Origin of the sequence: Natronococcus jeotgali DSM 18795, assembly GCF_000337695.1 — an archaeon.
Lineage (GTDB): Archaea > Halobacteriota > Halobacteria > Halobacteriales > Natrialbaceae > Natronococcus > Natronococcus jeotgali.
Genome location: NZ_AOIA01000148.1, coordinates 1 through 23,257 on the forward strand (window position 1 = coordinate 1; position 23,257 = coordinate 23,257).

The 23,257-nt window shown below is 67.0% G+C and carries 29 protein-coding genes and 2 tRNA genes; 15 read left to right on the forward strand and 16 right to left on the reverse strand.

The genetic code is table 11. The annotated features are described in order from the left end of the window. The first annotated feature begins 28 nt into the window (after nt 1–28). Nucleotides 29–436, forward strand: a complete 408-nt coding sequence (locus C492_RS17105; protein ID WP_008425933.1) for a hypothetical protein — start codon at nt 29–31, stop codon at nt 434–436. Here the strand turns inward: C492_RS17105 and C492_RS17110 are convergent. Then, the gene (locus C492_RS17110; protein WP_008425934.1) at nt 415–1,140 is read right to left on the reverse strand and encodes a DUF7547 family protein; all 726 of its coding nucleotides are present in this window, start codon (nt 1,138–1,140) and stop codon (nt 415–417) included. The genes C492_RS17105 and C492_RS17110 overlap by 22 nt on opposite strands. A gap of 100 nt (nt 1,141–1,240) precedes the next feature. Between C492_RS17110 and C492_RS17115 the strand changes: the two genes are divergently transcribed. After that, nucleotides 1,241–1,993 carry a ribonuclease H-like domain-containing protein gene (locus C492_RS17115; RefSeq protein ID WP_008425936.1) on the forward strand — a complete coding sequence of 251 codons (753 nt, stop codon included), beginning with the start codon at nt 1,241–1,243 and terminating at the stop codon, nt 1,991–1,993. A 71-nt stretch (nt 1,994–2,064) separates the two neighbouring features. On the opposite strand, the gene C492_RS17120 is transcribed toward C492_RS17115, so the two are convergent. The 8 genes from C492_RS17120 to mct form a co-directional block, all read right to left on the reverse strand. Further along, entirely contained in the window at nt 2,065–2,358 is a 294-nt protein-coding gene (locus tag C492_RS17120; protein WP_008425938.1) for a HalOD1 output domain-containing protein, read from the reverse strand. Between the two features lie 273 nt (nt 2,359–2,631). Next, the gene (locus C492_RS17125) at nt 2,632–4,038 is read right to left on the reverse strand and encodes a hypothetical protein (protein ID WP_008425941.1); all 1,407 of its coding nucleotides are present in this window, start codon (nt 4,036–4,038) and stop codon (nt 2,632–2,634) included. A gap of 690 nt (nt 4,039–4,728) precedes the next feature. Continuing rightward, a tRNA-Thr gene (locus tag C492_RS17130) sits at nt 4,729–4,802 on the reverse strand. Nucleotides 4,803–4,813: 11 nt separating this feature from the next. Next, entirely contained in the window at nt 4,814–5,323 is a 510-nt protein-coding gene (locus C492_RS17135; RefSeq protein ID WP_008425944.1) for a GNAT family N-acetyltransferase, read from the reverse strand. 39 nt (nt 5,324–5,362) lie between these two features. After that, nucleotides 5,363–5,965: a CBS domain-containing protein gene (locus tag C492_RS17140; protein WP_008425946.1), complete on the reverse strand. Its 603-nt coding sequence runs from the start codon at nt 5,963–5,965 to the stop codon at nt 5,363–5,365. Between the two features lie 121 nt (nt 5,966–6,086). Continuing rightward, a complete protein-coding gene (locus tag C492_RS17145; RefSeq protein WP_008425948.1) occupies nt 6,087–6,848 on the reverse strand; it encodes a GTP cyclohydrolase III in 762 nt (253 codons plus the stop codon). 60 nt (nt 6,849–6,908) lie between these two features. Next, nucleotides 6,909–7,229, reverse strand: a complete 321-nt coding sequence (locus C492_RS17150) for a DUF5785 family protein (RefSeq protein WP_008425949.1) — start codon at nt 7,227–7,229, stop codon at nt 6,909–6,911. A 93-nt stretch (nt 7,230–7,322) separates the two neighbouring features. After that, nucleotides 7,323–8,513 (reverse strand): succinyl-CoA:mesaconate CoA-transferase, encoded by a 1,191-nt coding sequence (gene mct, locus C492_RS17155; protein WP_008425952.1) that lies wholly within the window; start codon nt 8,511–8,513, stop codon nt 7,323–7,325. A 136-nt stretch (nt 8,514–8,649) separates the two neighbouring features. Here mct and glmS point away from each other — a divergent pair, with 136 nt between their 5' ends. From glmS to C492_RS17185, 6 genes are all read left to right on the forward strand, one after another. Next, on the forward strand, nt 8,650–9,105 hold the full coding sequence (gene glmS / locus C492_RS17160) for a methylaspartate mutase subunit S (protein ID WP_008425954.1): 456 nt from the start codon (nt 8,650–8,652) through the stop codon (nt 9,103–9,105). A 10-nt stretch (nt 9,106–9,115) separates the two neighbouring features. Further along, the gene (locus C492_RS17165; RefSeq protein WP_008425955.1) at nt 9,116–10,567 is read left to right on the forward strand and encodes a methylaspartate mutase subunit E; all 1,452 of its coding nucleotides are present in this window, start codon (nt 9,116–9,118) and stop codon (nt 10,565–10,567) included. After that, the gene (locus tag C492_RS17170; RefSeq protein WP_008425957.1) at nt 10,557–11,834 is read left to right on the forward strand and encodes a methylaspartate ammonia-lyase; all 1,278 of its coding nucleotides are present in this window, start codon (nt 10,557–10,559) and stop codon (nt 11,832–11,834) included. The genes C492_RS17165 and C492_RS17170 overlap by 11 nt, the downstream gene beginning before the upstream one ends. Further along, nucleotides 11,827–12,957, forward strand: a complete 1,131-nt coding sequence (gene mch, locus C492_RS17175) for a 2-methylfumaryl-CoA hydratase (RefSeq protein WP_008425959.1) — start codon at nt 11,827–11,829, stop codon at nt 12,955–12,957. Before C492_RS17170 ends, mch begins: the two co-directional genes overlap by 8 nt. 49 nt (nt 12,958–13,006) lie before the next feature. After that, the gene (citE, locus tag C492_RS17180; protein ID WP_008425960.1) at nt 13,007–14,056 is read left to right on the forward strand and encodes an L-malyl-CoA/beta-methylmalyl-CoA lyase; all 1,050 of its coding nucleotides are present in this window, start codon (nt 13,007–13,009) and stop codon (nt 14,054–14,056) included. 214 nt (nt 14,057–14,270) lie between these two features. Then, nucleotides 14,271–14,492 (forward strand): hypothetical protein, encoded by a 222-nt coding sequence (locus tag C492_RS17185; RefSeq protein ID WP_008425962.1) that lies wholly within the window; start codon nt 14,271–14,273, stop codon nt 14,490–14,492. Between the two features lie 316 nt (nt 14,493–14,808). Here C492_RS17185 and C492_RS17190 read toward each other — a convergent pair. After that, nucleotides 14,809–14,892: transfer RNA gene (locus C492_RS17190), tRNA-Ser, on the reverse strand. Between the two features lie 41 nt (nt 14,893–14,933). Then, entirely contained in the window at nt 14,934–15,671 is a 738-nt protein-coding gene (locus C492_RS17195) for a hypothetical protein (protein WP_008425963.1), read from the reverse strand. A 100-nt stretch (nt 15,672–15,771) separates the two neighbouring features. On the opposite strand from C492_RS17195, the gene C492_RS17200 reads away from it, so the two are divergent. Next, the gene (locus C492_RS17200; protein WP_008425965.1) at nt 15,772–15,990 is read left to right on the forward strand and encodes a hypothetical protein; all 219 of its coding nucleotides are present in this window, start codon (nt 15,772–15,774) and stop codon (nt 15,988–15,990) included. A 5-nt stretch (nt 15,991–15,995) separates the two neighbouring features. On the opposite strand, the gene C492_RS17205 is transcribed toward C492_RS17200, so the two are convergent. After that, nucleotides 15,996–16,643 carry a uracil-DNA glycosylase gene (locus tag C492_RS17205; protein WP_008425968.1) on the reverse strand — a complete coding sequence of 216 codons (648 nt, stop codon included), beginning with the start codon at nt 16,641–16,643 and terminating at the stop codon, nt 15,996–15,998. Between the two features lie 145 nt (nt 16,644–16,788). On the opposite strand from C492_RS17205, the gene C492_RS17210 reads away from it, so the two are divergent. Next, nucleotides 16,789–17,232 (forward strand): SRPBCC family protein, encoded by a 444-nt coding sequence (locus C492_RS17210; RefSeq protein ID WP_008425969.1) that lies wholly within the window; start codon nt 16,789–16,791, stop codon nt 17,230–17,232. 98 nt (nt 17,233–17,330) lie between these two features. On the opposite strand, the gene C492_RS17215 is transcribed toward C492_RS17210, so the two are convergent. The 3 genes from C492_RS17215 to C492_RS17225 form a co-directional block, all read right to left on the reverse strand. Continuing rightward, nucleotides 17,331–17,552, reverse strand: coding sequence for a hypothetical protein (locus C492_RS17215; RefSeq protein ID WP_008425971.1), 222 nt, complete (start codon nt 17,550–17,552; stop codon nt 17,331–17,333). Next, the gene (locus C492_RS17220) at nt 17,549–18,631 is read right to left on the reverse strand and encodes an Mrp/NBP35 family ATP-binding protein (protein ID WP_008425973.1); all 1,083 of its coding nucleotides are present in this window, start codon (nt 18,629–18,631) and stop codon (nt 17,549–17,551) included. The genes C492_RS17215 and C492_RS17220 overlap by 4 nt, the downstream gene beginning before the upstream one ends. 197 nt (nt 18,632–18,828) lie before the next feature. Continuing rightward, nucleotides 18,829–19,485 (reverse strand): trimeric intracellular cation channel family protein, encoded by a 657-nt coding sequence (locus C492_RS17225; RefSeq protein WP_008425975.1) that lies wholly within the window; start codon nt 19,483–19,485, stop codon nt 18,829–18,831. Nucleotides 19,486–19,744: 259 nt separating this feature from the next. Between C492_RS17225 and C492_RS17230 the strand changes: the two genes are divergently transcribed. Beyond that, nucleotides 19,745–20,074, forward strand: a complete 330-nt coding sequence (locus C492_RS17230) for a HalOD1 output domain-containing protein (protein ID WP_008425976.1) — start codon at nt 19,745–19,747, stop codon at nt 20,072–20,074. Between the two features lie 111 nt (nt 20,075–20,185). Here the strand turns inward: C492_RS17230 and C492_RS17235 are convergent, their stop codons facing one another. After that, entirely contained in the window at nt 20,186–20,509 is a 324-nt protein-coding gene (locus C492_RS17235) for a hypothetical protein (protein ID WP_008425979.1), read from the reverse strand. On the opposite strand from C492_RS17235, the gene C492_RS24295 reads away from it, so the two are divergent. The 4 genes from C492_RS24295 to C492_RS17250 all read left to right on the forward strand — a co-directional run bounded on the left by C492_RS24295 (nt 20,499) and on the right by C492_RS17250 (nt 23,256). After that, nucleotides 20,499–20,645 carry a hypothetical protein gene (locus C492_RS24295; protein WP_160167006.1) on the forward strand — a complete coding sequence of 49 codons (147 nt, stop codon included), beginning with the start codon at nt 20,499–20,501 and terminating at the stop codon, nt 20,643–20,645. The genes C492_RS17235 and C492_RS24295 overlap by 11 nt on opposite strands. Beyond that, nucleotides 20,642–20,959, forward strand: a complete 318-nt coding sequence (locus C492_RS17240) for a DUF5783 family protein (protein ID WP_008425982.1) — start codon at nt 20,642–20,644, stop codon at nt 20,957–20,959. The genes C492_RS24295 and C492_RS17240 overlap by 4 nt, the downstream gene beginning before the upstream one ends. 77 nt (nt 20,960–21,036) lie before the next feature. Continuing rightward, nucleotides 21,037–21,888 carry a translation initiation factor eIF-2B gene (locus C492_RS17245; protein ID WP_008425983.1) on the forward strand — a complete coding sequence of 284 codons (852 nt, stop codon included), beginning with the start codon at nt 21,037–21,039 and terminating at the stop codon, nt 21,886–21,888. Nucleotides 21,889–21,969: 81 nt separating this feature from the next. Further along, complete coding sequence (locus C492_RS17250; RefSeq protein ID WP_008425985.1) at nt 21,970–23,256, forward strand: TIGR00341 family protein; 1,287 nt, start codon at nt 21,970–21,972, stop codon at nt 23,254–23,256. The last annotated feature ends 1 nt before the right edge of the window (nt 23,257 follow it).

Here is a 23,257-nt window from a genome sequence, read left to right on the forward strand (position 1 = left end):
TTATCACCACGATCATGGAGGCAGCACGATGACGATGGAAGCGACCCGATACGACGACGGCACGATCAGCTACCCCGGCCACCCGCGCAGCCGAAACGGCGCGGAACCGGTCGGAACGATCGATCTGAGCGAGTACACCGCCGAAGTCGTCACGTGGACGACCAGCACCGCGACCCCGCCGGGCGTCCGCGAACCCAACCACCTCGCGATCGTCGAGTTCGACGTCGCCGACGCCCTCGAGACCTCGGAACGCGAGGGCGTCGGAGACGAGGACGCCGAAACGTCGGTTCGGGCGCTCGTTCAACTGACGGACGGCGACGTCGAGACCGGCGACGAAGTCGAACCCGTCTACACGGAGGAGCTGCGCGAACCCGGCGCGGGCATCAGGGAACCCGCCAGCCAGGACTGGGACGGCTACCGGTTCGAACCGGTCTGAGGACCGTCGTCGCCGGAGTCGTCGGTTCCCTCGCCGGCTGCGTCGTCCCCGTCTCCGTCCCCGTCGCTCTCGTGTCCTTCCGAATACCGATCCTTGAGCGTCTCGAGCTCCGCGTCGACGTCGACGCTCGAGTCCGGCTCGTCGTCAGCCTCCGCGTCGTCGTCCGATTCGGTTTCGTCGGGCTGATCGATATCGATCCGTATCGGCCCGTCCGCCGCGCTTTCGCGTTGTCCGTCGATTGCGTCTCGCAATCGGCCGTCGACCTCGTCGCGGAGTTCGCGGGCCTCGGTGAGGAGCTCTCGAGCGTCCTCGTCGGCGGGCAGCGAGCCGTCGGAGGCCGCCCGCTGGAGCTCCGCCAGGACGGTATCGAGCTGCGAGAGCGTCGTTCGCCGGACCTCGCTCGCGCGCGACCGGGCGCGATCGCCCTCCTCGCCGACCCGATCGCGCACCTCCCGTTCCGTGCGGACGATCTCGAGGCCCCGCTGGAGGGCCTCGAGGGTGCGGACGCTGGACTCCAGCGTCGCCAGCAGCGCCGGGATCGCGACCTCGTCTGCGACCCGGAGTAGCTCGCGGGGGGTCGGCGGTCGCGGCGCCGGAAACCGACGGTCCCGACGGGACGAGCCCTCGAGTTCCGTCCGTAGCTCCTCGATCGTTCGCGCGAGCTCGCGGATCGCCGCGGCGAGTTCCTCGTCGGAGTCGACCATACCCCTCCTACGCGGGCCGGAACCAAAAGCCGGGCGTTCGAACCGCCGTTCGTCCGCGCGGAACCAAGCGCTTTTGCCCGGCTGGCGCCCCTACACTGGTGTGCGAATCGAGAACAGCTTCATCCCCGTTCGCGGCGTCGGCGAAGCGACCGAGCGCCGCCTCTGGGAGAACGGTATGACCCACTGGAACGAGTTCGACGGCGGCGTCGTCGGCGACACGCTCGCGGATCGGATCGAGCGGTTCATCGACGAGGGGCGGGATCACCTCGAGCGCGGCGACATCTCGACGTTCGCCGAGGCGCTCCCGGCCGCGAGCCGGTGGCGCCTCTACGAGAACGTCCGCGAGGAGACGGCCTTTCTGGACATCGAGACGACCGGGTTAGACGCCGCCACGAACGACGTGACGACGGTGTCGGTCCACCGCGGCGGCGAGACCGAGACGCTCGTTCGGGGACGCGACCTGACCGCCCGGCGGCTTCGCGAGGAGCTCGCGCAGTCGTCCCTGCTGGTCACGTTCAACGGCAAGCGCTTCGACGTACCCTTCCTCGAGACCTGTTACGACCTCGACGTGACGACGCCTCACGTCGATCTCATGTACCCCTGCAAGAAGGTCGGGCTCGACGGCGGGCTGAAGGCGATCGAGCGCGAGCTGGGAATCGGCCGCGAGATGCCCGATCTCAGCGGTCGCGACGCCGTTCGGCTCTGGCGGGAGTACGAGCGCGGCGACGACGCCGCCCTCGAGCGACTCGTCGAGTACAACCGTGCGGATACGGAGAACATGAAACCGCTGCTGGAGCTCGTCGCGGACCGCCTCCACGAGTCGGTCTTCGAGGCGGTGTGTTCGGACGGGTGATCCGTTCCCGCGGCCAGCGCCGCCGCTTCCCGTCGACTGGCACGCGAGAAGATCACACGGGTCCGTTCGGGCTACTCGCTCGTTCGCTCGAGCTCCGAGACGTCGACGTCGCCGCCGCTGGTAACGGTCACGCGGTACCCGCAGTAGGCGAACTCGACGCGTCCGTCCGCTCGGGACAGCCCGTTTTCTCGGGGAGCGAACAGCGAGTCGAGCGCCTCGGGATTGATGACGTCGTAGAGGGCGTCGTACTCCGGCGGTTCGATATCGATCGGATCGACGCCCTCTCGCTCGGCGACGGCGGCGATGACCTCGTAGCTCAACGACGTGCCGGTAGCCGCGTTCGGGCGATCGACTGAGAGTAGCATTGGCCGGAGTCTTTCTGCCGGCATATATAAATCCACTGTCCTCTGACCGATCTCCGTGGACGCTATCGATCGTTACACCACGGATGATGCTACTATTGCCCAGATTTATGCATCGGATTCGGACCGAATTTGAGACACTCTCGTTCCCGGAGGAGTCGCCCCGGAACGGACTGATAGCTATCCGTGACGATTGTGCGACGAACACGTCGGCGACGTCGAGCCAAAAGAACGACCGTCCTCCGATCGCGGCGACGCGAACCCCTTCGACTCGAGTTAGCGACGGTCGTCGACGCCCTGGGGCAGGTCGTTGCCCTGCAGGGAGACACCGCTGGAACCGCCGCGGATGTGAACGGACGTGCTGCCGTCGGCCGCGCGCGCGTACGTGTTCCGAATGTCGACGTCGCTGGCGTTGTGGACGATGATCGGGATGTGGCTCGTCTCGAACTCGCTGTCGGTGATCTCGTAGTCGCTCCCGCGAAGCTCGAGCCCGCGCCGACGACTGCCGCCGAGTTGTTCGACGGAGAGACCGTCGAACCGGCAGTTGCTGCGCTCACAGAAGATCGCCGGCTGGACGGGGGAGCCGCTGGCGTCGCCGACGACGTTTACGTCCTCGAGCACGACCTCGCCCGCGTCGTCGCCGAGGACGCGGAACGCGAAGCCGCCGCCGTCGATATCGACCTCGGAGTTCTCGAAAGTGACGTCGCCGGCGCCGTCGTCGATCCGAACGGCCGTTGACTGTCCGCCGGACTTGACGAGCGTGTTCTCGACGGTGACCGAGTCGACGCCGTCCATGATACGCATCGACTCGCCGTTCGGGTTCGGCGTGTCGACGGTGACGTTCGAGAGCGTGAAGTTCCCCTGGTCGAGACGAACCGCGTGCTGTCCCTCCGCGCCCGTCGGATTGTCGTCGACGGCGAGGATCGTCTCGGAGATCGATCCCTCGTTCCCGCTGAGGCGGACCGAGGCGGTCGCGCTGTTCTCGTACCAGCCGCCCTCGATATCGATGCGGCCGTTGCCGCCGGAGGCGTACAGGCCGTTGTCCGGGAACCCGCCGACCACGCACTCCTTAAACGTAATGTGGCCCCGGTGGTTGCCGTTGAGAATGATCCCGGTTGCACCGCGCCAGCGGCCGCCGTTGGGCGTTTCGTCGACGTGCTCCCCGCCGTCGAACGCCTGGAAGCAGTCGACGAGGCCGACGCCGTCGGAGTCGGTGATGTTGAACAGGGCCGGGCCCCAGGTTCCGCTGTCGTGAACGCCGTGGACGAAGACGTTTCGAACGACGAGTTCGTCACTCACTTCGGCGCTGATGACGCGAATCCCCGTGTTCGCGGCGGTCTGATCGACGTCGAACCCCTCGAACCAGAGGGATTCACCCGGGGATCCGCTCGTTCCCAGACGGAACAGGCGGTACTGCGGTCCGTCGAACGAGCTGTAGCTGGCGGGGACGAGCGTCGCACCGTCACCGACGATACCGACGTTGTCAAACCCGGTAAACCGCACCTGGGAGTCCATGTAGTACTCCCCCTCCGGGAACCGCAGCAGCGTGTCGTCCGCGATGTTCTGCTGTACGACGGAGGTGATCGACTCGTTCCCGTTCGGGTCCGCACCCGCCTCGACTATATCGACGACGTTGCTGTAGTCGTCTTCGCTCGCGCTCGCGTCCGTGGACGCGGACGTCATCCCGGCGACCGAAAGCGTTCCGAGACCAGCAAGGCATCCTTTCAGATACGACCGTCTACCTGTCAGCCATCTACCAGAGTCGTTCGACATTACGACTTTCCGTAGAAACGGATCGGTTATACATATACTCGAAGTAATTTGAGATGAAAGGATGTCAGTTCACGAACGGCGCGATTCAACTGTTTTCCGGCCGAAGTGGGGGGACGTTACCCCGTACTGGCGGTTTGATTTAGCGCAGAAATAACGCCGCCACCGCCGACGAGTACCAAAATAGAACAGTTTCACGCGGACCCGCCCGTAGAACTTATACGTCCCGCGATGTTGTGCTGGCTGCAACAGAACACTACGGAATTTTCACCCGGTTCAGCGGATCGATTTCGGAACTATATCCGGCTGTCGTCGAATTAGCCCGCGATGAAGCGCAACGCCGACCGGCGCATCGATCGAAACGGATCGACCCAACCGCCGCTCGTGACAACTCGAGCCAACTGAAAGTCCGTTCCGACGGTACGACGACCGCTCCGATCCGCTCGTTTCCGGGAGCTGATCTACTACGAAAAGTGAGAGGAACGGCGATCCGCGTCCGCCTGGCAAGCCAGGGGTGGGATTCGAACGACGGTCACGGCGAGGCCGTTCTCTCCTTCAAACCCACGCGGCTGTCCGTCGCTCGCGAGAGTGCTCGCGACGCCAAGCCAGGGGTGGGATTCGAACCCACGAAGTCTCGATTACAAGTCGAGTGCATGAACCGCCCATGCTCCCCTGGCCCAGGGGAGAGTTACCCGTCCTCCTTTGAGTGTGTATCGTTTTCCGATCGGTCCTCGAGCGATCGTCGCATCGACACCCGGTAGGGCTCGTACTCGCGCCCTCGGTAGAACCGTCTGGCCGCCTCGTTGTCCGACAGCACCTCGAGCACGACGACCGCCGCGCCCCGATCGGCGAGGGCGTCCTCGGCGGCCTCGAGCAGCGCCGTTCCGACGCCGTACCCGCGGGCGGCGGGCTCGACGTACACGTTCGAGATCAGTCCGCGGGTCGCCTCGAGCTCGAGGGCGCCCCGCTCGAGCGAGAACGAGACGAAACCGACGATAGAGTCCTCGAAGCGGGCGACGAGTAGGCCGTCGGTGTGGAGGTGGCCGGCGAGCAGTTCCCGCATCGTCTCCCGGTTTTCCGCGGCGCGAACCGAGGAGCCGTGGGTACGCTGACCGCGAGCGAGCCGGACCCACAGCTCGGTGATCGCCGGGAGATCCGCCTGGGTCGCCGGCTCGACGACCGGTGTCTCCGGAGGCATTGTCGACGGGTCGGCGACAGGGTCAAAAAGAGTTTGCTATCACACCGAGCGACAGTCCGAACAGACCAACCGCCCGTTGGCGTCCCACAGCGAATCCGCGAGCGAGCCACAGGCCTCACAGACCCCCTGCGTCGAGAACTCGTCGCCGCCGTTGGGCAACGGTTCGGCGTCGAGGTCCTCGCCCGGACCGGGGCTTCTGGACTGGTCGATCGGTCGGTCGGCTTCGAGTGGCGGTTCGACGGTACCGCTCGTCGCACCCTGGAAGGAGCCGGCCGCCGCGATGACGTCGCGTTGGGTGAGCACGCCGACGATCCCGTCGTCGCTTTCGACGACCAGGTTTCGAATGTTCTGCCGTCCCATCGTCGTCGCGGCGTCGGCCAGGGACCACCCCGCGCCGACGGTGATCACCGGACTGGTCATCACCTCGCCGACGGTCGTGTCGGCGGGATCGCCCTCCTCGGCGACGAGTCCGAGTACGTCCCATTCGGTCATGATGCCGACCGGTTCCGAGCCGCGAACGACCAGGACACAGCCCGCCCGCTCCTCGCGCATCAGGCGGACGGTCTCCAGGACGGAATCCGACTCGCTGACGCCGACGTATTCGGTCGTCAGGACCTCCCTGACGGACAGTTCCTGTTCCATATGTGTACACACCCCTCGGACCGGCTAAAAACTATCTCCGGCACGGTTAAGTGAACGCGTGACAAACGTACGTGATTCGAGAGCGGTCGTCGAGATTCGGCGAGCGAGCCCGCTCGAGCCGTTACCAGTCGAGCTCGACTCTGGTCCCGTTCGCTCGACAGCCCTCGAGTGCGTGTTTGGCGGCCATGCCCGCCTCGTGGGCGACGTCGCCGCGTCCGACCCCGACCTGGAGCTCGACGTCGGCCTCGTCCTCGACGTGGTGGATCGCCTCCTCGTAGGCGTCGGCCTCGAGGTCGGGACAGACGACGATGACGTTGTCGCCGCCGACGAAGAAGGCGAGGCTGTCGTGGGCCCGTCGCATGTATCGCATGAGCGAGGCGTATCCCTGTTCGATCTCGATGAACGTATCGAACGCGTTGAGCTCGTCGGTGTACTCGCCCGTCGCGTCGATGACGTCGAAGTGGGCAATCTGGACGTCGCCGTCGGTACGGTGGGCGTCGTCGATAGTTCGTCCCTCGAGACACTCTCGACGGTTCTTGTCCTGTGCGCTGCCGGCCTCCTGGAGCAGCGCGGTCGCGTCCGAGAGCGCTTGCGCCGGCGTCCGTCCGGTCGCGACGCCGAGGCTGAGCGTGACGGGATAGCGGTTGTCCACGGACTCCTGGAGCAACGCGTGGTCCTCGAGGGAGAGTCCGTTCGTGACGGCGATGATGTTGTCGAAGCGGGTGAAGAAGACGTAGCCGTCGCGGGTGCCGACGAACTGGGAGACGTCGGCGTACAGCCGCGACTGCAGCGTCTGGAGGTCCGCTTCCCGCCGCGGCTCGGGCGTTACGGTCCACGGCCCGTAGTTGTCGATCTGGAGGAGCGTAACCTGCGTGTTCGTCACGGTACCCGAAGGTTTCGAACGGCGTCGTATAAGTGGTACGTAATCCAGATCCGTGACGGCTCAGGCGCGTTTCTTCTCCGGGTCGCTTCCCTGGGGGTGGTACTCCCAGAAGTCGCCCGCGCGCATCGCCGCGCCGACGGCCTTGTGCATATCCACCATCGTCTCGAACTCCTCGGGTTCGACGTACTCGAAGATCTCCCGCATCGGGACGACGCGCTGATAGTTGATCCGGATCGGGTCGTCGCCGTGTTCGGCGACGAACTCGTCGCGGTCCATCGGGAAGTCCTCCTCTTCGTCGACCTTGTCGGCGATGATCCGCATGTCGAACTTCCGCATTCCCTCGCTGCCCTGCTCCCCGTCGGGGTCGAATGGCCAGTCCATACTCCGAGGTGTGTGTGGGGGGCGCAAAAGGATTACTCTCCGTTTCGATCCCGCCGCGGGTCAGTTCGGCGGGCGGTACCCACCTGCTGTCGATCAGTCGTCGGCCGCCGTTCCGGCGTCGGTGCGCTCGGGCTCGTCGTCCTCGAGCAGTTCCTCGCGGTGTTCGTCGAGCAGCGGCGCCCGCCCGCCGGGCTCGGGCGGGGTCTCGGTCATTTTGATCGGCGAACCCGCGATCTCGACGGTTCCGTCGGCGCCGGGCTGTTCGACGGGCACGAGCATCTCCCTGTCGCGGACGTGGGGATCGTCGAAGATCTCGTCGGTACTCTGGACGGGAGCGACCGGAACCCGTCCCTCGAGGGTGTCAACGAGCGTCTCCGTCTCCATCTTCCCGGCCCACGCGGCGATCTCCTCGCGCAACCGTTCTCGGTGCTCGAGGCGATCCGCGGCTTCGGGGTACTCCGCGGCCAGGTCGGGTCGGTCCATCGCCTCGCAGACCTCCCGCCAGTGGTTGGTGCCGAAAGCGGCGACCACGGCGTACCCGTCGGCGGTCTCGAAGGCGTCGTAGGGAAACAGCGTCGGGTGAGAGTTCCCGCGGCGGGAGGGCGCCTCCCCGGTGTAGGAGTGCTGGTAGATGGCGCGCTCGGTCATGCTGAGCATCGCGTCGTACATCGCCGTGTCGACGTACTGTCCCTCGCCGGTCTGTTCGCGGTGGTTGACCGCGGCGAGGATGCCGATGCAGTTCAGCGTCGCCGTAAAGAGGTCGCCGATTCCGGGGCCGACCTTCGTCGGGGGGCCGTCCTCGTGACCGGTGATCTCCATCACGCCGCCAAGCGCCTGCGCGATGAGGTCGAAGGAGGGTTGGCCCTGACGGTGGGTCTCGCCCGTGCGCGGGTCGCCGAACCCGCGGATCGAGGAGTAGATCAGCTCCGGATTGTACTCGGTGAGGGTCTCGTAGCCCAGATCGTACTTCTCCATCGTCCCCGAGCGGTAGTTCTCGACGACGACGTCGGCCTCCTCGACCAGCGAGAGGAAGTCCTCGCGGTCGGACTCGTCGTTGAAATCGAGCTCGAGGCTGCGCTTGCCGCGGTTGACGCTCTGGAAGTAGCCGCCGTAGGCCTCGTCGTCGGCGTCCTCGAGGAAGGGCGGGTTCGACCTGATCAGGTCGCCGCCGGGACGCTCGATCTTCACGACGTCGGCGCCCATGTCCGCGAGCAGCATCGTACAGTACGGGCCGGCCAGCACCTGCGTCAGATCGATCACGCGCAGATTCGACAGTGCGCCCATGGAGGCGAGTGTTCGGGACAGGCGCAAAAACCTTTGCAATAGATCATGAAGGTGTGGTTGTTTCTCACGGTGGTGGTGCTAGGCTGTTTAAGGAGTATTATCATGATCAACCATTAACTTTATACGGGTATTCCTCATGGTTCTGGATACGATGTCCCGAACGGTCGTCCTCGGCGTGATCGGCTCCGACGCCCACGTCGTTGGCATTACGATCCTCGAGCAGGCCCTGAGCGCAGCTGGCTTCGACGTCGTCAACCTCGGCGTCCAGACCTCCCAGGAGGAGTTCGCGGAGGCAGCGGTAGCCCACTCGGCGGAGGCGGTACTCGTCTCCTCGCTCTACGGTCACGCCGAGCAGGACTGCCAGGGGTTCCACGAGGTCCTCGAGGAGGCCGATGTCGACGCGATGACCTACATCGGCGGCAACCTCGCCGTCGGGCAGGACGACTTCGAGCAGACCCGAGAGACCTTCGAGGAACTCGGGTTCGATCGGGTCTTCGACTCCGAGACCGACCCCGAGGAGGCCATCGCCGCCCTCGAGCGCGACCTCCACGTGACCACCTCCGAATCCGAGCAGGTCACCGTTACGTCATAGTCCACACTCGATGATACGCGACGAACGCATTCCGTCCGACGAGCTACGGCGCATCGACGACGAGATTCGGTCCGGCTGGTCCACCGGCGGCGACGTCGATTTCGAGGAGGCGATCCGCTACCACGAGTCGCTGCCGGCGAGCAAACGCTTCGCCGACGTGCTCGAATCCGCGGACAAACCCCTCCTGCAGCCGCGCGCTGGTGTTCCGCGGCTCGACGACCAGATCGAGCTGCTGGAGTACCTCCAGGACGACGGGAAGGCGGATCTACTCCCGACGACGATCGACTCCTACACGCGCGACAACGAGTACGGGAAAGCCCAGGAAGGCCTCGAGAAGGCCCGCGAGACCGGCGAGGACACCCTCAACGGCTTCCCCGCGGTCAACCACGGGATCGAGGGCTGTCGCGAGCTGATCGACGCCCTCGACGCTCCGATCGAGGTCCGCCACGGCACTCCCGACGCCCGCCTCCTGGCGGCGATCACCTTCGCGGGCGGGTTCCAGAGCTTCGAGGGCGGACCGATATCCTACAACATCCCCTACACGAAGCGCCACGGACTCGAGGAGACCATCGAGAAGTGGCAGTTCGTGGATCGACTGGCGGGCGCCTACACCGAGCGGGGCGTGCGGATCAACCGCGAGCCGTTCGGCCCGCTGACGGGAACCCTCGTTCCCCCGTCGATCGCGATCGCGATCATGATCGTCGAGGGCCAGCTCGCCGCCACGCAGGGCGTGCGCTCGATCACGCTGGGGTACGGACAGGTCGGCAACGTCGTCCAGGACGTCGCCGCCCTGAACGCCCTCCAGAAGCTCGGCGACGAGTACCTCCCCGACGAGGTCTGCGTGACGACGGTCTTTCACGAGTGGATGGGCGGGTTCCCGCCCGACGAGGCCCGCGCTAACGGCGTCATCAGCCTCGGCGGAATGACCGCCGCCATCGCACAGCCGGACAAGGTTATCACGAAGTCGCCCCAGGAGTTCCAGGGCGTTCCGACCAAGGAGGCCAACGCTGCCGGGCTCCGCACGACGCGACAGGTCATCGACATGGCGATCGAGCAAAACATCGACATCGACGGTATCGCGGAGGAACAGGACCTGATCGAACGGGAGACGCGGTGTCTCATGGACACGATCTTCGCCCACGGCGACGGCGACGTCGTTCGGGGGACGATCGAGGCCTTCGACTCGGGGGCGCTCGACGTCCCCTTCGCGCCCAGCGACAGCGCGAAGGGCGCGGTGTTGCCCGCCCGGGACGACGACGGACGGGTTCGGATCTTCGAGTGGGCCGACCTCGAGATGGACGACGACATCAAGGAGATCCACAAGGCCCGGCTCTCCCAGCGGGCCGACACCGAGGGCCGCGAGGAGTCGTTTCGGATGGTCGCCGACGACGTCGACGCGATCAGCGACGGGAAACTCATCGGCCGCCCGCAGGGGAAGGGAGGTGTCGGCAGTGCGGATTGAGGCGATCCACGCCACCCCGGGCTACAGCGGGTTCTTCTTCGACGACCAGCGCGCGATCAAGGAGGGCGCCGTCCAGGACGGGTTCACCTACGACGGCGACCCCGTCACCGAGGGGTTCGACGAGATCCGCCAGGCCGGCGAGACGCTGATCGTCGACGTCGAACTCGAGGACGGCAGCGTCCACCGCGGCGACTGCGCCGCGGTCCAGTACTCGGGCGCGGGTGGACGCGATCCGCTGTTCCGCGCCGAGGAGTACGCCCCCGTCGTCGAGGGCCCCGTCGCCGAGGAACTGGTCGGCCGCGAGGCGGGCAACTTCCTCGCGAACGCCGACCTGCTCGAGAACGGCGAGTTCGAGGGCAGCCGGCTCCACACGGCGATCCGCTACGGCGTCTCCCAGGCGCTGCTTGCCGCGGCCGCCCACGGTTCGGGTCGTTCCCGAACCGACGTCCTCGCGGACGAGCTCGGCACGGAACCGGCGACCGAACCCGTTCCCGTCTTCGGCCAGTCCGGCGACAACCGCTACGTCAACACCGAGAAGATGTTCGTCAAGGGCGTCCCCGTCCTGCCCCACGGACTGATCAACAGCGTCGAGAAGATCGGCGAGGACGGCGAGACCTTACTCGAGTACGTCGAGTGGCTCGCCGAGCGCTCGCAGGAACTCGGCCCCGAGGGCTACGAACCCCGGTTCCACATCGACGTCTACGGGATGATCGGCGAGGTCTTCGGCGCCCCCTACGACCGCGAGGCGGTGGTCGACTACTTCCGGGCGCTCGAGGAGGCTGCCACACCCTACCCGATCCAGATCGAGGGGCCGATGGACGTCGGCGACCGCGAGGCCCAGATCGAGGCGATGGTCGAACTCCGCGAGGGACTGGCCGATGCCGACGTCGGCGTCGACATCGTCGCCGACGAGTGGTGTAACACCTTCGAGGACGTGCGGGCGTTCGTCGATCGGGGCGCGGCCGACGTCGTCCAGATCAAGACCCCCGACCTCGGCGGGATCCACCGCAGCGGCCAGGCGGTCAGGTACTGCGAGGGAACCGACACCCGCGCCTATCTGGGCGGTACCTGCAACGAAACCGAAACCTCCGCACGCGCCTGCGCACACGTCGCGCTCGCGACCGACGCCGCGCAGGTGCTGGCAAAGCCCGGCATGGGGTTCGACGAGGGCTACATGATCGTGGAAAACGAGATGCGACGAACCGTCAACAGACGGAACAGAGACCGACGACGGACGAACACCGACGAGGTGGCCGCAGATGACTAGAGAGTCACAAGGCGACGCCGGAACGGAAAGCGGCGAGCGAAGCGAGCCGCGATCGATCGACTGGACCGACGCAGAGACGTTCTCGAGCGCGCTCGAGCGCGCCGAGACACGCGAGAAGGGCAACTACTTCGAGGCGTTCGCGGAGGGCGACCTGATCGAACACGATCCCGGGCTCACGCTCACGCGGTGGGGCAACGAGTCCTGGATGAGCCAGACGCTGAACCACGATCCGTCCTACTGGCGGACCGACGCCGCCCGGGAGCGCGGCTTCGAGGAGCCGCCGGTCCATCCCGATTACCTCACCGCCGCGACGCTGGGCATCACCGTCGAGGACTTAAGCGAGAAGGGCGGCTACTTCCTCGGACGCACCGACGTCCGGTTTCCCGGCGCCCCGGTCTACGCCGGCGCCCAATTGCGCGTCGAGAGCGAGGTCGTCTCGACGGCGACCTCGAGTTCCCGGCCCGAGTACGGGATCGTCACCTGGCGCACCCGCGGACGGGACGCCGAGACCGACGAGGTGCTGTGTTCCTACGAGCGGACGAACATGATCCCGCGTCGGGACCCGGTCTCGACCGACGGGGGCGGAACCGCGGCGACGGCCGAGGAGCCCGACGGCGACGAGCCCGCGCTCCCGAACGAGTTCGTCACGCCCGAGGGTGGTTCCTTCGAGGACTTCGTCGAGGCCTTCGAGCGAGCCGACGACCGCGACGCCGCGGTCGCCTACCGCCACGAACGAGGGCGAACGCAGGACGACACGACCGTCGCCGGCTTGCCACTGGCGACGCTGAACACCGCCAAACAGCACCACAACGCCGACGTCATGGCCGACTCGCCGTCGGGCGACATCGTCACCTACGGCGACGTCACCCGATCGACGGCGCTGGGTCACGCTCGCTCCGACGAGGACACCTACCGCGAGGTCGGGTTCGACGACGAGCGGTTCCACACGTTCGTCACGCCCGGCGATACCGTCTACGCGTTCACGCGCGTGCTCGAGGCGACGGACGACTCCGACCACGACGAAGCGGGAACCGTCCGTTTCGAACACATCGCGTTCAACCAGAACGACGAACCGGTCTACTCCGGCACCCGCACCGCGGAGATCCGCAAGCGCTCGAGGTGAACCGCCCGCTGACCGTCCGTTCCCGATCACAGCAGACACATCCACACGCATGACCGACGATACCGAGATCCGACTCTGTCGCACGTTCCAGACCGCACCCGCCGCCGTCCCGAAGGAGGAGACAGCGAAGTACCTCGTCTCCGCGCTCGAGGCCGAGGGGTTCCAGGCGCCCGACTGGCTCGTCCCCGATCTGGAGGACGGCACCGCACCCGACATGAAAGCCGAGGGGCTCGAGAACACGATCGATCGCGTGCCCGACCACGAGTTCCCCGGCGAGATCCACCCCCGCGTCGAGTGGGCCTACGACGACGGCGAGTATCGGGAGAAGGGCCGCGAGCAGATCGACCGCCTGGTCGCCGAGCTCGGCGACGAGATCGACGGCGTCGTCGTCCCGAAGGTCGGCCGCCTCGAGGACGTCGAGCGCGCCGCCGGCGTCGTCGCCGAAGCCGAACGCGAGCACGGCTATCCCGACGGCTCGATCGACCTCTCGATCATCGTCGAAACCGGGCGGGCCCGCTCGGACCTGCGCGAGATCGCGAAGTTCGGCGCCGACTCCCGACTCACCGCCTTGATCTTCGGGCCCGTCGACTACGCGGCCGAACTGGGCGGTCGCGACCTCGGCGAGGGGATGCCCCGCTGGGACGGCCTGCTCGAGGCGCTGTCGAACGAGGCCAGCGCGGGCGGGCTGCTCGCGATCGGCGGCCCCTTCGACGACCTGTTCAAAGAGCGCGCCGGGCTAACGTTCTACAACGCCGAGGCCTACGCCGACCAGGTCGAACGCGAGGCCCGGCTGGGGCTGGACGGCTCCTGGTCGCTGTACCCCAAGCAGACGATCCAGGCCAACACGATCCACATGCCCACGCCCGAGGAACTCGAGCGCGACGTCCACAAGATCGAGCGGTTCAACGAGGCCAAACGCGAGGGCACCGGCGCCGTGACGATCGACGGCCAGATGGTCGACGAGGCGACGTTCAAGAACTTCCGGAACACCGTGCGAACGGTGCGGGCGATCCACGACCGCCGCCCCGACCAGACCGCGGAGCGCTACGACGACGAGGTGCTGAACCGGGCGCTCGAGCTCGAGCTCTCCTACCGGTAGCGGCCGGTTCGTCGCCGTAACTTTCGTTCCCGACCTCCGTTTCCGAGCCCGGACCCGATCACGTCGCCACTCGTCTCGAGCGAGTGGCTCTCCCACAAGACACACGCACGTTCACTCTCTCTTACTATTCTACGTCCGCGACCGTGGTAAATAGCGACACCATGTACAGCCCGACCGCTTTCCGTCCTGACCACTTCTCTCGAGACGGGTTGGCATGACGGACTCGAGGCCATCGGCGGGCAACGTCCAGTGGGGGTGGCGGTGTCCGCGATGCGACACGGACGTCGCGGTTGCACGGAACCCACGGACGGGGACGTTCAGCTGGGAGTGCGAGGAGCCGGACTGCGTTGCGGTCGGATTCGGGTTCCGCTCGCGGCGCCGCGCCCGGCTCGGCGTGCTCGAGTACCGCGAGCGCTATCGGAGCGTCTACCGCTAACCGCACCGCGTTCCGGTCCGACGACGGGTCCCCACGCGGCCTAAAGACACTCGATCTGGGGGAAAGGCGGTAGGGATGGGATTCGAACCACGCCCGAGAACCTGCTCACCGCGTCCGCAGAACCTCGGTCTGATCCAAATCCCATCGTCGTTGCTGTCGCTCACGAATTTGTTCGCGACAGCAACGGTGGGGATGGGATTTGAACCACGGTCGATCCGCTCGCCGTGCTCGCTGCACTCCCTGATTCAAATCCCACCGTTTCGTTTTTCGGCTCACGTGCTCCTCGCGAGGCTCGTCGCAGTTGTTCGCCGAAAAACGGTGGGGATGGGATTTGAACCCATGAGGCTTGACAGCCACCTGCTCTCAAGGCAGGCGCGTTAGGCCGCTCTGCCACCCCACCTCACTCACTCCTTCTCTACCCGCTCAAAAAGGGTTATCGGTCTACTCGCGTTCGATCCGCCCTCCCTCGCCGACGCGCAGCCCCAGATCGTCGGCGATCGCCGTCGTCGTCGCCCCCGCGGAACGGTCCGTAATCGCCCGAGCCCGGCCGCCCGCGATCGTCGCGCACAGTCCGGATTCGATCGCGATCGTCGGCACCGCCGGGGCGAATCCGACGTCGAGCCCGTCCGCGTCGGCCCGCTCGGCGAGCGTCGTCAGCTCGGGGACCGCGTGGGCGTCCGCGAAGTCGATCGGTTCCGAAAACCCCGCGAAGTAGGTTCGGCCGCCCGAGGACGGCCCGAGGACGACGTCGTGGCGCCGCAGCGACATCGCCGCGCCGTCGATATCGGTGCGGGCGACCAGCGGCGCCGTCGGCTCGAGGACGCCGACGCTGGTTGCGTCCTCCCGCTCGAGGAGGTGCGTGACCGTGTTCCCGATCCGGGCCGAACGGGTCGAGCCGACCTGGCGTTCGAACCGGACGTCCTCGAGGTCGCCGAGCGCGGCGGTGGCCAGCTCGCGGGCCTCGGCCTCGGGATCGGCCGCAATCGAGTCGGGGAGGGTACCCTCGTCGCGGTAGTTCACGAGCAGGTCGCCGCCGCTCGCCGCGACGGCGCGGACGACGTCGACGACGCTCGCCTCGTAGAGCTCGTGGACCTCGGCCTCGGTCAGGACGGTTCGGTCGGCGAGCGACGAGAGGACGAGCCCCTCGCGGGGCGGGTCGACGGGGACGACGACGATCATACGCGACCCTCGGTCGCGCCCGGCCTTGAACGCGGCGGCTCCCGTTCGATCCGTCTCGTCGCCGGCGTAGAACTATGTGGACCGGGGCCAGTGTACCGGTATGGACTCGCGTTCGAGCGCCGGACTGGTCGGAACGCTCGCGGTCGCACTGGTCGCCGGAATCGGCGTCGGCGGTGTTCTCGCCGGCTACGTCGTCGGCACACCCGGCGAGTGGCTCGCGCCGACCGTCGGCTCGCTCGTCGTCGCGGTCGCCGTCGTCGGCGCGCTAACCCTCGTCGGCGCGCGGTCGGCGCGGACGCTGCGAAACCCGTACTGGTAGTCGAACTACCGGCTCCGTCGCCCCTTCGTCTGCCTGTAGTCGGAGGCCATCAGCTCCGCGAAGCGCTCGAGCCACGCCTGGGTCCGGGCGTCGGTCTGCTCGCGGGGCTCGATCATCGGCGCGAGCTCGAACCCGCGCCCGCGGATCGTCGTCGCGTGGTGGGTCTCGAGGTCGAGCTCCTCGACGGGCGTCGTCGTGTACTCGACGCCGATCTCGGCGAGGGCGCGCTCGCCGACGGGGACGATGATCTCGGGGTTGATCATCCGGATCTCGGCGTTGAGGTAGGGCTCGCAGTTGCCGATCTCCTCGTCCGTCGGCTTTCGGTCGGGGTCGCGACACCTGGTAAGGTTCGTCAGGTAGACGTTCTCGAGCTCGGGGCGATCGTCGGGCGAGGTCGCGTCGCAGAGGCCCAGTCGCTCGAGGATTCGTCGCAGGGACGTGCCGTCGCCGCTTTCCTCGGAGTCGTCGGCGAGAAACGGCACCCCGACCTCGTCGGCCCGCGCCGTGGGTCGTTCCCCGACGAACAGGAAGTCCGCCCCGACGTCGCCGTAGCCGTGGACGACCTGGGTGCGCGTCTCACAGAGCGCCGGACAGTTCCGGCAGTCCTCGTCCATACCGTACGGGTTCGCGCGGGTTCGCTGATTCGCGTCCACAGTGGGGTCTCGGGGCAGGGAACCAAAAGCGACGCGCCTGGTCGCGAGACGAAGCGCTCGCTCGCAGATCCCGTCGAGTGTCGACGTGAGCCGACCGAACGCCGGGCACAGCTATATTCGAGGGCGCTCGATCGGTGAGTGACGGATGATCCTGGAAGAGTCCACGGAGGTGGAGGCGTCGCCTCGAGAGGTGTACCACTTCTTCGAGACGATGGCGGAGAACTACGAACGGTGGCACCCCGACCACATCGAATTTCGGTGGGTCGACGCGGACGGGCTCGTAAGCGGCGGAGAAGCCTACTTCGAGGAGCGAATCGCGGGGAAGCTCCAGCGGAAGACGGTTCGGTTCACGAACGTGGACCCCGATCGGTACATCGAGTTCAAACCGACGCCGCGGCTGGTCGGCCTTCTCATGCCCCATATCAGTTTCACCATCGATCCTCGTCCGACCGGCTGTGAACTCACGCAGCGAATCGAGGTGCGAACGGGACCGATCGGCGCGCGGCTCAACCGGCGGGAGTTCGACGCCGTCCGGGAGCACATGCGGGAGGAGGGTGAGAATCTACGCCGCATCCTAGAGACGGAGTAGAGCGAGCGGTCCGAGACGCGTTCGTTCAAAGGGCGGCGACGGACTCCGAAAGGGTAGCACGGCCGGACCGATTTCGGCGAATCCGAGCGACAGCCCCGTCAGCGACCCAGCCCGCCGCGTTCCGTGACCTCGAGGATGAACTTCACGTTGCGAACGATCTCCTCGGGCGAGGTGTCCTCGCTCTCGTCGTAGAGGTCGCTCGTCCGGTAGAGGATGTTTGCCAACTGCTTTCGCTCGCTGCTCTCGCCGCGTATCTCGTCGGCGATCTCGCGGAGCGCGACGACCCGTTCGGGGTCGGGTTCGAACTCGTCGTCGGTCATCGGTTCGGCGCGTGTGACTCCCGCTCGGACGACTGCGAGACGGCGCGCCGGTGGACGATTCCCGTGTTGTTCGCGACGTTCTCGGTGATCGTCCGGAACGCGTCCCCGGTCTCGCCGTCGTCCGAGACGACGGTCGGCTCCCCGCCGTCGCCGCCCTCGCGGACGGTCGGGTCGAGCGGGATCGATCCCAAAAAGGGCATGTTGTGGGTCTCGGCGAACTCCTCGCCCCCGCCCGAGCCGAAGATGTCGTGTTCGCCGCCGCAGTCGGGACAGGCGAACGTCGACATGTTCTCGGCGATGCCGAGCACGACGGTGTCGTGTTTGGCGAACATCTCGAGCCCTTTCCGGGCGTCGTCCAGGGCGACGTCCTGGGGGGTCGTGACGATCACCGCGCCCGTGACGGGCATCGTCTGGAGCATCGTCAGCTGGGTGTCGCCCGTACCCGGCGGCAGATCGACGATCAGGTAGTCCAGCGATCCCCACTCGACGTCCTCGGTGAGCTGGGTGATGACCTTGTGGACCATCGGCCCCCGCCAGATGACGGGGTCGTCCTCGCCGGTGAGGAAAGCCATGCTCATCAGCTTCACGCCGTACTTCTCGGGCGGAACGAGGGTTTCCTCTTCGGTCGCCATCGGGGGCTCGTCGGCGTCGAACATCCGCGGGACGTTCGGTCCGTAGACGTCGGCGTCGAACAGGCCGACGCGGGCGCCCAGCTGGGAGAGTCCGGCCGCGAGGTTGGTCGCGACGGTCGACTTGCCGACCCCGCCCTTCCCGGAGGCGACCGCGATGACGTTTTTGACCCCCGGCAGCACCTGTTCGTCCGCCGAGGCGGCGTTGGCGTCCCGATCGGGGATGCTCGCCGACAGGTTCGGCTCGAGGCCCTCCTCGAGGAGCAACTCCCTGATCTCGCCGGCGATGTCGGTCTCGGTCGGGGAGTACGGCGCCCCGAGCGCGAGGTCGATGTCGACCTCCTCGCCCTCGACCGAGAGCTCGTTGACGAGCCCCAGCGAGACGATGTCGTCCTCGAGCTCCGGATCTTCGACCGTCCGGAGGCGGTCGCGAACGGCGGCTTCGTCCATACCGGAGGGAACGGTCCGCCGTCGAAAAGGGTTGTGTTCGGATACGGGCGTCGCCGTCCCGACCGGAGAGGCGCGATCCGGACGTGGCGGGGCGGACGGAGAAACGAACGCGGACGATGCGCTCGCGACTGCAGCGAGGGGTAGAACCCGGCGGTGCGGGGGTGAGACCACCCCCGCCGTTCCCCCGGTCGGCGCGACTAGTTGCGAAGCGACCCCAGCTTCTGTGCCGTCGGGAGACGCCAGTCGTACGACACCGCAACTAACCGGGTCGCGAGCGTCACCGCCGCACACGCCGCGGCAGCGGTTCCCTCGGTCGCCCCCACCGTTTCGGCGAGCCAGTACGCGCTCCCGCCCAGCACCGCACAGCTCGCGTAGAAGTCCTCGAGGAGGATAAAGGGCGATCGATCGAGCAGGATGTCGGCGACCGCGCCACCTCCTGCCGCGTTGATCGTCGCGATCGCGACGACGCCGAACGCCGAAACGCCCGTCTCGGTCGCGACGATGGCACCCGTCGTGGCGAAGGCGGCGAGTCCGATCGCGTCCGAAACGAGCGTGATGGGGTGTTCGTCCGGCGATTTCAGGACGATGCTCAGGGCGATCGCTAACCCCACGCCGAGCAGTCCGAGCGCGATCTCGAGGGGCGACTGCAGCGCCAACGGGACACGCGCCACGAAGATATCGCGCGTCATCCCGCCGGCGAACGCCATCGCCAGTCCGACGACGGCGATGCCGAACAGGTCGAACCGCTCCCGGATCGCCTTGCTCGAGCCGACGAGCGCGAACGCGACCAACCCGATCGTGTTCATCACGGCGAACGGGTCGCCGAACAACACCGCGATGAGGTCCCGGGTCACTACCCGCGGCTACGGGAAAAGACGCCTTGAACCCTACGTCTGTGAGAAGTGTTGCGGTTTCGATTCGGGCGGCCGTGGTCGTCGTTTCGGCCCGAGGGTTCGTCTCTCGAGGAGGACGCGTTAGGCGAGCCGAATAGCCCCGCCGCCCTTCGAGGGGGCTTTACGCGACGACTCTCCGAAAACGAGAGCCGTAGAGACACACCGGCATTCACTCGAAAAATCACAGTACGTTTATGTGGCCCACTAGCATAGGCCGGCTATGGATGAGGACACCCAGGCGAGCGACGGGTGCGATTCCGATTCGACCGCGTCTGATTCGGCCACTATTCACTTCCAGAGAGCGTACGATTGGTCGGCTACACCACCGAGTATCGCCGCAATCACCGCCCTCGCAACCGTGACAGGTATCGACCCCACCGAACTTGCAACCGAACTCGAAATCACTCTGCACGAGTACGTCGACCCGGACGCACTCGATACGCTCGTCGGTGACCAACAATCCGAGGAAGTTACCGTCTCTTTCAGTATCGACCGCTACCGGATCTGGTTCGAGGGCGACGAACTGGTCGTTCGCTCTCAGGACCGGTGAACTACCCACCGCTAAAGCGGTGGTTCCCGAGCGGCGGATGTTCCAGGCTCGCAGTCCACTCGCCGGACTCCCTCGTCGTCCGTCCAGAACGGGGCTCGACCCCGAGGCGATTCACGCGTTGAAATCGAACCGCGGGCCGCCGTAGGTCGGCGGATCGGGCTCGAGCTCGACCCCCTGCTCGTACCTGACGAAATTGAGGTAGAAGGGACGCCCACAGCCCTCGACGGGTTCGCCCTCGAGATCCGTCGTCGGGCCGTCCTCGCCGCAGACGAAGGCGATCCCGTCGGCGTCCTCGCGCTCGGGGTCGTCCGGGGCGGCGTACTCCCAGCCCGGCTGTGAGACCGTCGTCACCGATCGATCCGCGAGGTCGGGCGGGCGCTCGAGGCTGTGGACCGCGTCGCAGTGGGGACAGGTGTAACGGACGGTGACGGTCATCGACGGTCCTAGGGCGCTCGCGGACGTAAGCCTGCGGGAAACCCGACTCGCCCTCGAGGGGTCGTCGCTCGAGGACTCCCGACGGGTCCGCGGTTCCGAACCGTTTACTCGCTCGCTCCCCGAGGACCGCCCGTGACCGAGTTCGACCCCGAGAAGTTCGAGGAGAAGTACGTCCACTACTTCGAGGAGCTCGAGACGGCGTACTCGAACGCGTACAACCAGCTCCACGGCAGGTACGACTCCGAGATCCTCCGCGCGATCGACCGGAAGGTCCTGAGCGAGAGCGAGCCCGTCTACGTCGGCGACCGCGAGTTCCGGATCGACCTTCCCGAGGAGCGCGTCGGGGACGTCCGGGCCGCGGTCGACGACACCGAGCAGTTCGACACCGTCCTCGCGGAGTTTCGCGAGCGCATCGCGGACGAACTGGTTCGGAGCTTCGAGTTCGACTGACGGGAGCAGCGCCCATCCCGTCGTCGTCTCGCGGAATACCCGGAACACCTTTTGCCGTTACGGGAATCCGTAGAGGTATGATCGACGAGACGGTCGAGGAGATCAAGGACCTGCAGACGCACAGCTCCTCGGTAGTCGCGGTAAACGCGACGCGAGCGCTCGAGGAACTCCTCGAGCGGGAGTTCGCCACGCTCGAGGAGTACGAGCGCGCCCTCGAGCGCAACGGCTCGGTGCTGCGCCGGGCGAACCCCTCCCACGCCTCGCTGCAAAACGCCGTGCGGGAGGTCGTCGACGACGTCACCGAGGCCGACGTCGACACGGTCGCGGAGGCCAAAGAGCTCACCCAGGAGCGAATCGACGCGGTCGTCTCCCGGGTCGAATCCGGAAAGGAGCTGGCCGCCAAGAACGCCGTTTCCCACCTCGAGGACGGCGCGACCCTACTGACCCACGACTACTCCTCGACGGTCCTCGAGGCCGTAGAGCGGGCCGTCGAGGCCGGCAAGGAGTTCGACGTCTACATCACCGAGGCCCGACCGCGCTACATCGGCCGCAAGACCGCCCGGACGCTCGCCGACCTGGAGGGCGTCGACGCGACGCTGATCACCGACAGCGCCCACGGTCTCTACCTGGAGGACTGCGATCGGGTGGTCGTCGGGATGGACTGCATCGTCGACGAGACGCTGTACAACCGGGTCGGAACGTTCCCCATCGCCGCGACGGCGGCCCAGCTCGACGTCCCGGTCACGGTCGTCGGCTCGGCCTCGAAGATCGTCGGCGAGGGGTTCGTCTTCGAGAACGAGCACCGCCCCGGCAGCGAGGTGATGTCCGAGCCCGCCGAGGGGTTCGCGATCGAGAACCCCTCCTACGACGCGACGCCGATCGACCTGCTCGAGAGCGTGATCACCGACGAGGGGCGCCAGGAGCTGTAGCCGGATCCGGTCCGTTCTCGTCGCACGAACCGTCACCGTTCCGTGAGGACAGGCTATCCCCGAGACCGACGTATGTGGGGTATGCGACTCGTACAGGTGTTCGTTCCTCGCGGCGAACTGGAGGTCGTCCTCGAAACGGCGGACGCGACGGGTCTCGATTACGCCGTCTCCGAGGAGGGCAGCCGGGGAGAGTTCGAGGCCCTCGTCTCGATTCCCGTCCCGCCGGCCGCCGTCGAACCGTTGCTCTCGGCGCTTCGGGACGCCGGGCTGGATCCGGACGCGTACGCCGTGGTCACGGCTGCGGAGGCGATCGTCTCGAACAGGACCGACGAGCTGACCGCCGCGTTCGACGGGACGAGAATCTCTCGGGAAGAGCTGCAGTCGCGAGCGACAGACCTCGCACCCGCCGCGTCGACGTACTTCGCGTTGCTCCTGGTGAGCGCCGCCATCGCAACCGCCGGATTACTGCTCGACTCGGCGGCGACGATCATCGGCGCGATGGTCGTGGCGCCGCTGATGGGGCCCGCGCTCTCGGCGAGCGTCGGCGTCGTGGTCGACGACGATCACCTGGCCACCCGCGGGGTCGTCCTGCAAACGGCCGGGCTCGCCCTCGCGGTCCTGACGGCCGCCGCGATCGGGTGGGCGCTCCGGGGGACGATGTTGCTCCCGCCCGGGCTCGACATCACGACGATTCCGCAGATCGACGAACGGACGACGCCGAATCTGCTCGCGTTGTTTCTCGCCCTCGGATCCGGGATCGCCGGCGTCGTCAGCCTCGTCCGCGACGTCGGATCGGCGCTGGTCGGCGTCGCGATCGCGGTCGCGCTCGTTCCGCCCGCCGCGACCGTCGGACTGGGTATCGCCTGGGGACACCCGACGGTCGTCCTCACCGCCGGCGCGCTGGTCCTCGTCAACCTGCTCTCGATCAACCTTACCGCGTTGCTCCTGCTGTGGGTTTCGGGGTACCGTCCCCGCCGCGCGGACCGCGTGGACTCCGCCTACGGTCGACTGCGGTCCCGCGTCGCCGTCCTCCTCGTCGCGATCGCGGTGCTCTCGGTCGTCCTCGGCGGCGCCACCTACGGCACCTACCAGGCCGCGGCCGTCGAACACGACGTTCGGACCGAGCTCGAGGCGATGAGCGATGATCCCGCCGTCGCCGAACTGGCGTTTCGCGAGGTCGACGTCGACTACGACCCCGTGGACGTCTACACCGGAGACCGACCGTCGGCGGTCGTCCTCGTCGAGCGACCGCCCGGCGAGACGGAGCCGCCGGCGTTCGCCGACGCGGTTCGCGAGCGCCTGGCGTCCGCGACCGGGACGGACCTCGAGGTCACCGTCGAACTCGTCGATACCCGTCGAAGCGGCTGAG

Excerpts from the sequence above, each read along its gene's own strand:
- C492_RS17185 (WP_008425962.1), top strand. The coding sequence starts at position 14,271 with ATGACGGACTCGAGGCCATCGGCGGGCAACGTCCAGTGGGGGTGGCGG.
- C492_RS17150 (WP_008425949.1), bottom strand. The coding sequence starts at position 7,229 with ATGGACTGGCCATTCGACCCCGACGGGGAGCAGGGCAGCGAGGGAATG.
- C492_RS17245 (WP_008425983.1), top strand. The coding sequence starts at position 21,037 with ATGATCGACGAGACGGTCGAGGAGATCAAGGACCTGCAGACGCACAGC.
- C492_RS17250 (WP_008425985.1), top strand. The coding sequence starts at position 21,970 with ATGCGACTCGTACAGGTGTTCGTTCCTCGCGGCGAACTGGAGGTCGTC.
- C492_RS17235 (WP_008425979.1), bottom strand. The coding sequence starts at position 20,509 with ATGACCGTCACCGTCCGTTACACCTGTCCCCACTGCGACGCGGTCCAC.
- mct (WP_008425952.1), bottom strand. The coding sequence starts at position 8,513 with ATGGGCGCACTGTCGAATCTGCGCGTGATCGATCTGACGCAGGTGCTG.
- C492_RS17230 (WP_008425976.1), top strand. The coding sequence starts at position 19,745 with ATGGATGAGGACACCCAGGCGAGCGACGGGTGCGATTCCGATTCGACC.
- C492_RS17220 (WP_008425973.1), bottom strand. The coding sequence starts at position 18,631 with ATGGACGAAGCCGCCGTTCGCGACCGCCTCCGGACGGTCGAAGATCCG.
- C492_RS17200 (WP_008425965.1), top strand. The coding sequence starts at position 15,772 with ATGGACTCGCGTTCGAGCGCCGGACTGGTCGGAACGCTCGCGGTCGCA.
- C492_RS17120 (WP_008425938.1), bottom strand. The coding sequence starts at position 2,358 with ATGCTACTCTCAGTCGATCGCCCGAACGCGGCTACCGGCACGTCGTTG.
- C492_RS17215 (WP_008425971.1), bottom strand. The coding sequence starts at position 17,552 with ATGACCGACGACGAGTTCGAACCCGACCCCGAACGGGTCGTCGCGCTC.
- C492_RS17135 (WP_008425944.1), bottom strand. The coding sequence starts at position 5,323 with ATGCCTCCGGAGACACCGGTCGTCGAGCCGGCGACCCAGGCGGATCTC.
- C492_RS17210 (WP_008425969.1), top strand. The coding sequence starts at position 16,789 with ATGATCCTGGAAGAGTCCACGGAGGTGGAGGCGTCGCCTCGAGAGGTG.
- mch (WP_008425959.1), top strand. The coding sequence starts at position 11,827 with ATGACTAGAGAGTCACAAGGCGACGCCGGAACGGAAAGCGGCGAGCGA.
- C492_RS17110 (WP_008425934.1), bottom strand. The coding sequence starts at position 1,140 with ATGGTCGACTCCGACGAGGAACTCGCCGCGGCGATCCGCGAGCTCGCG.
- C492_RS17125 (WP_008425941.1), bottom strand. The coding sequence starts at position 4,038 with ATGACGTCCGCGTCCACGGACGCGAGCGCGAGCGAAGACGACTACAGC.
- citE (WP_008425960.1), top strand. The coding sequence starts at position 13,007 with ATGACCGACGATACCGAGATCCGACTCTGTCGCACGTTCCAGACCGCA.
- C492_RS17105 (WP_008425933.1), top strand. The coding sequence starts at position 29 with ATGACGATGGAAGCGACCCGATACGACGACGGCACGATCAGCTACCCC.
- C492_RS17140 (WP_008425946.1), bottom strand. The coding sequence starts at position 5,965 with ATGGAACAGGAACTGTCCGTCAGGGAGGTCCTGACGACCGAATACGTC.
- C492_RS17195 (WP_008425963.1), bottom strand. The coding sequence starts at position 15,671 with ATGATCGTCGTCGTCCCCGTCGACCCGCCCCGCGAGGGGCTCGTCCTC.
- glmS (WP_008425954.1), top strand. The coding sequence starts at position 8,650 with ATGGTTCTGGATACGATGTCCCGAACGGTCGTCCTCGGCGTGATCGGC.
- C492_RS17165 (WP_008425955.1), top strand. The coding sequence starts at position 9,116 with ATGATACGCGACGAACGCATTCCGTCCGACGAGCTACGGCGCATCGAC.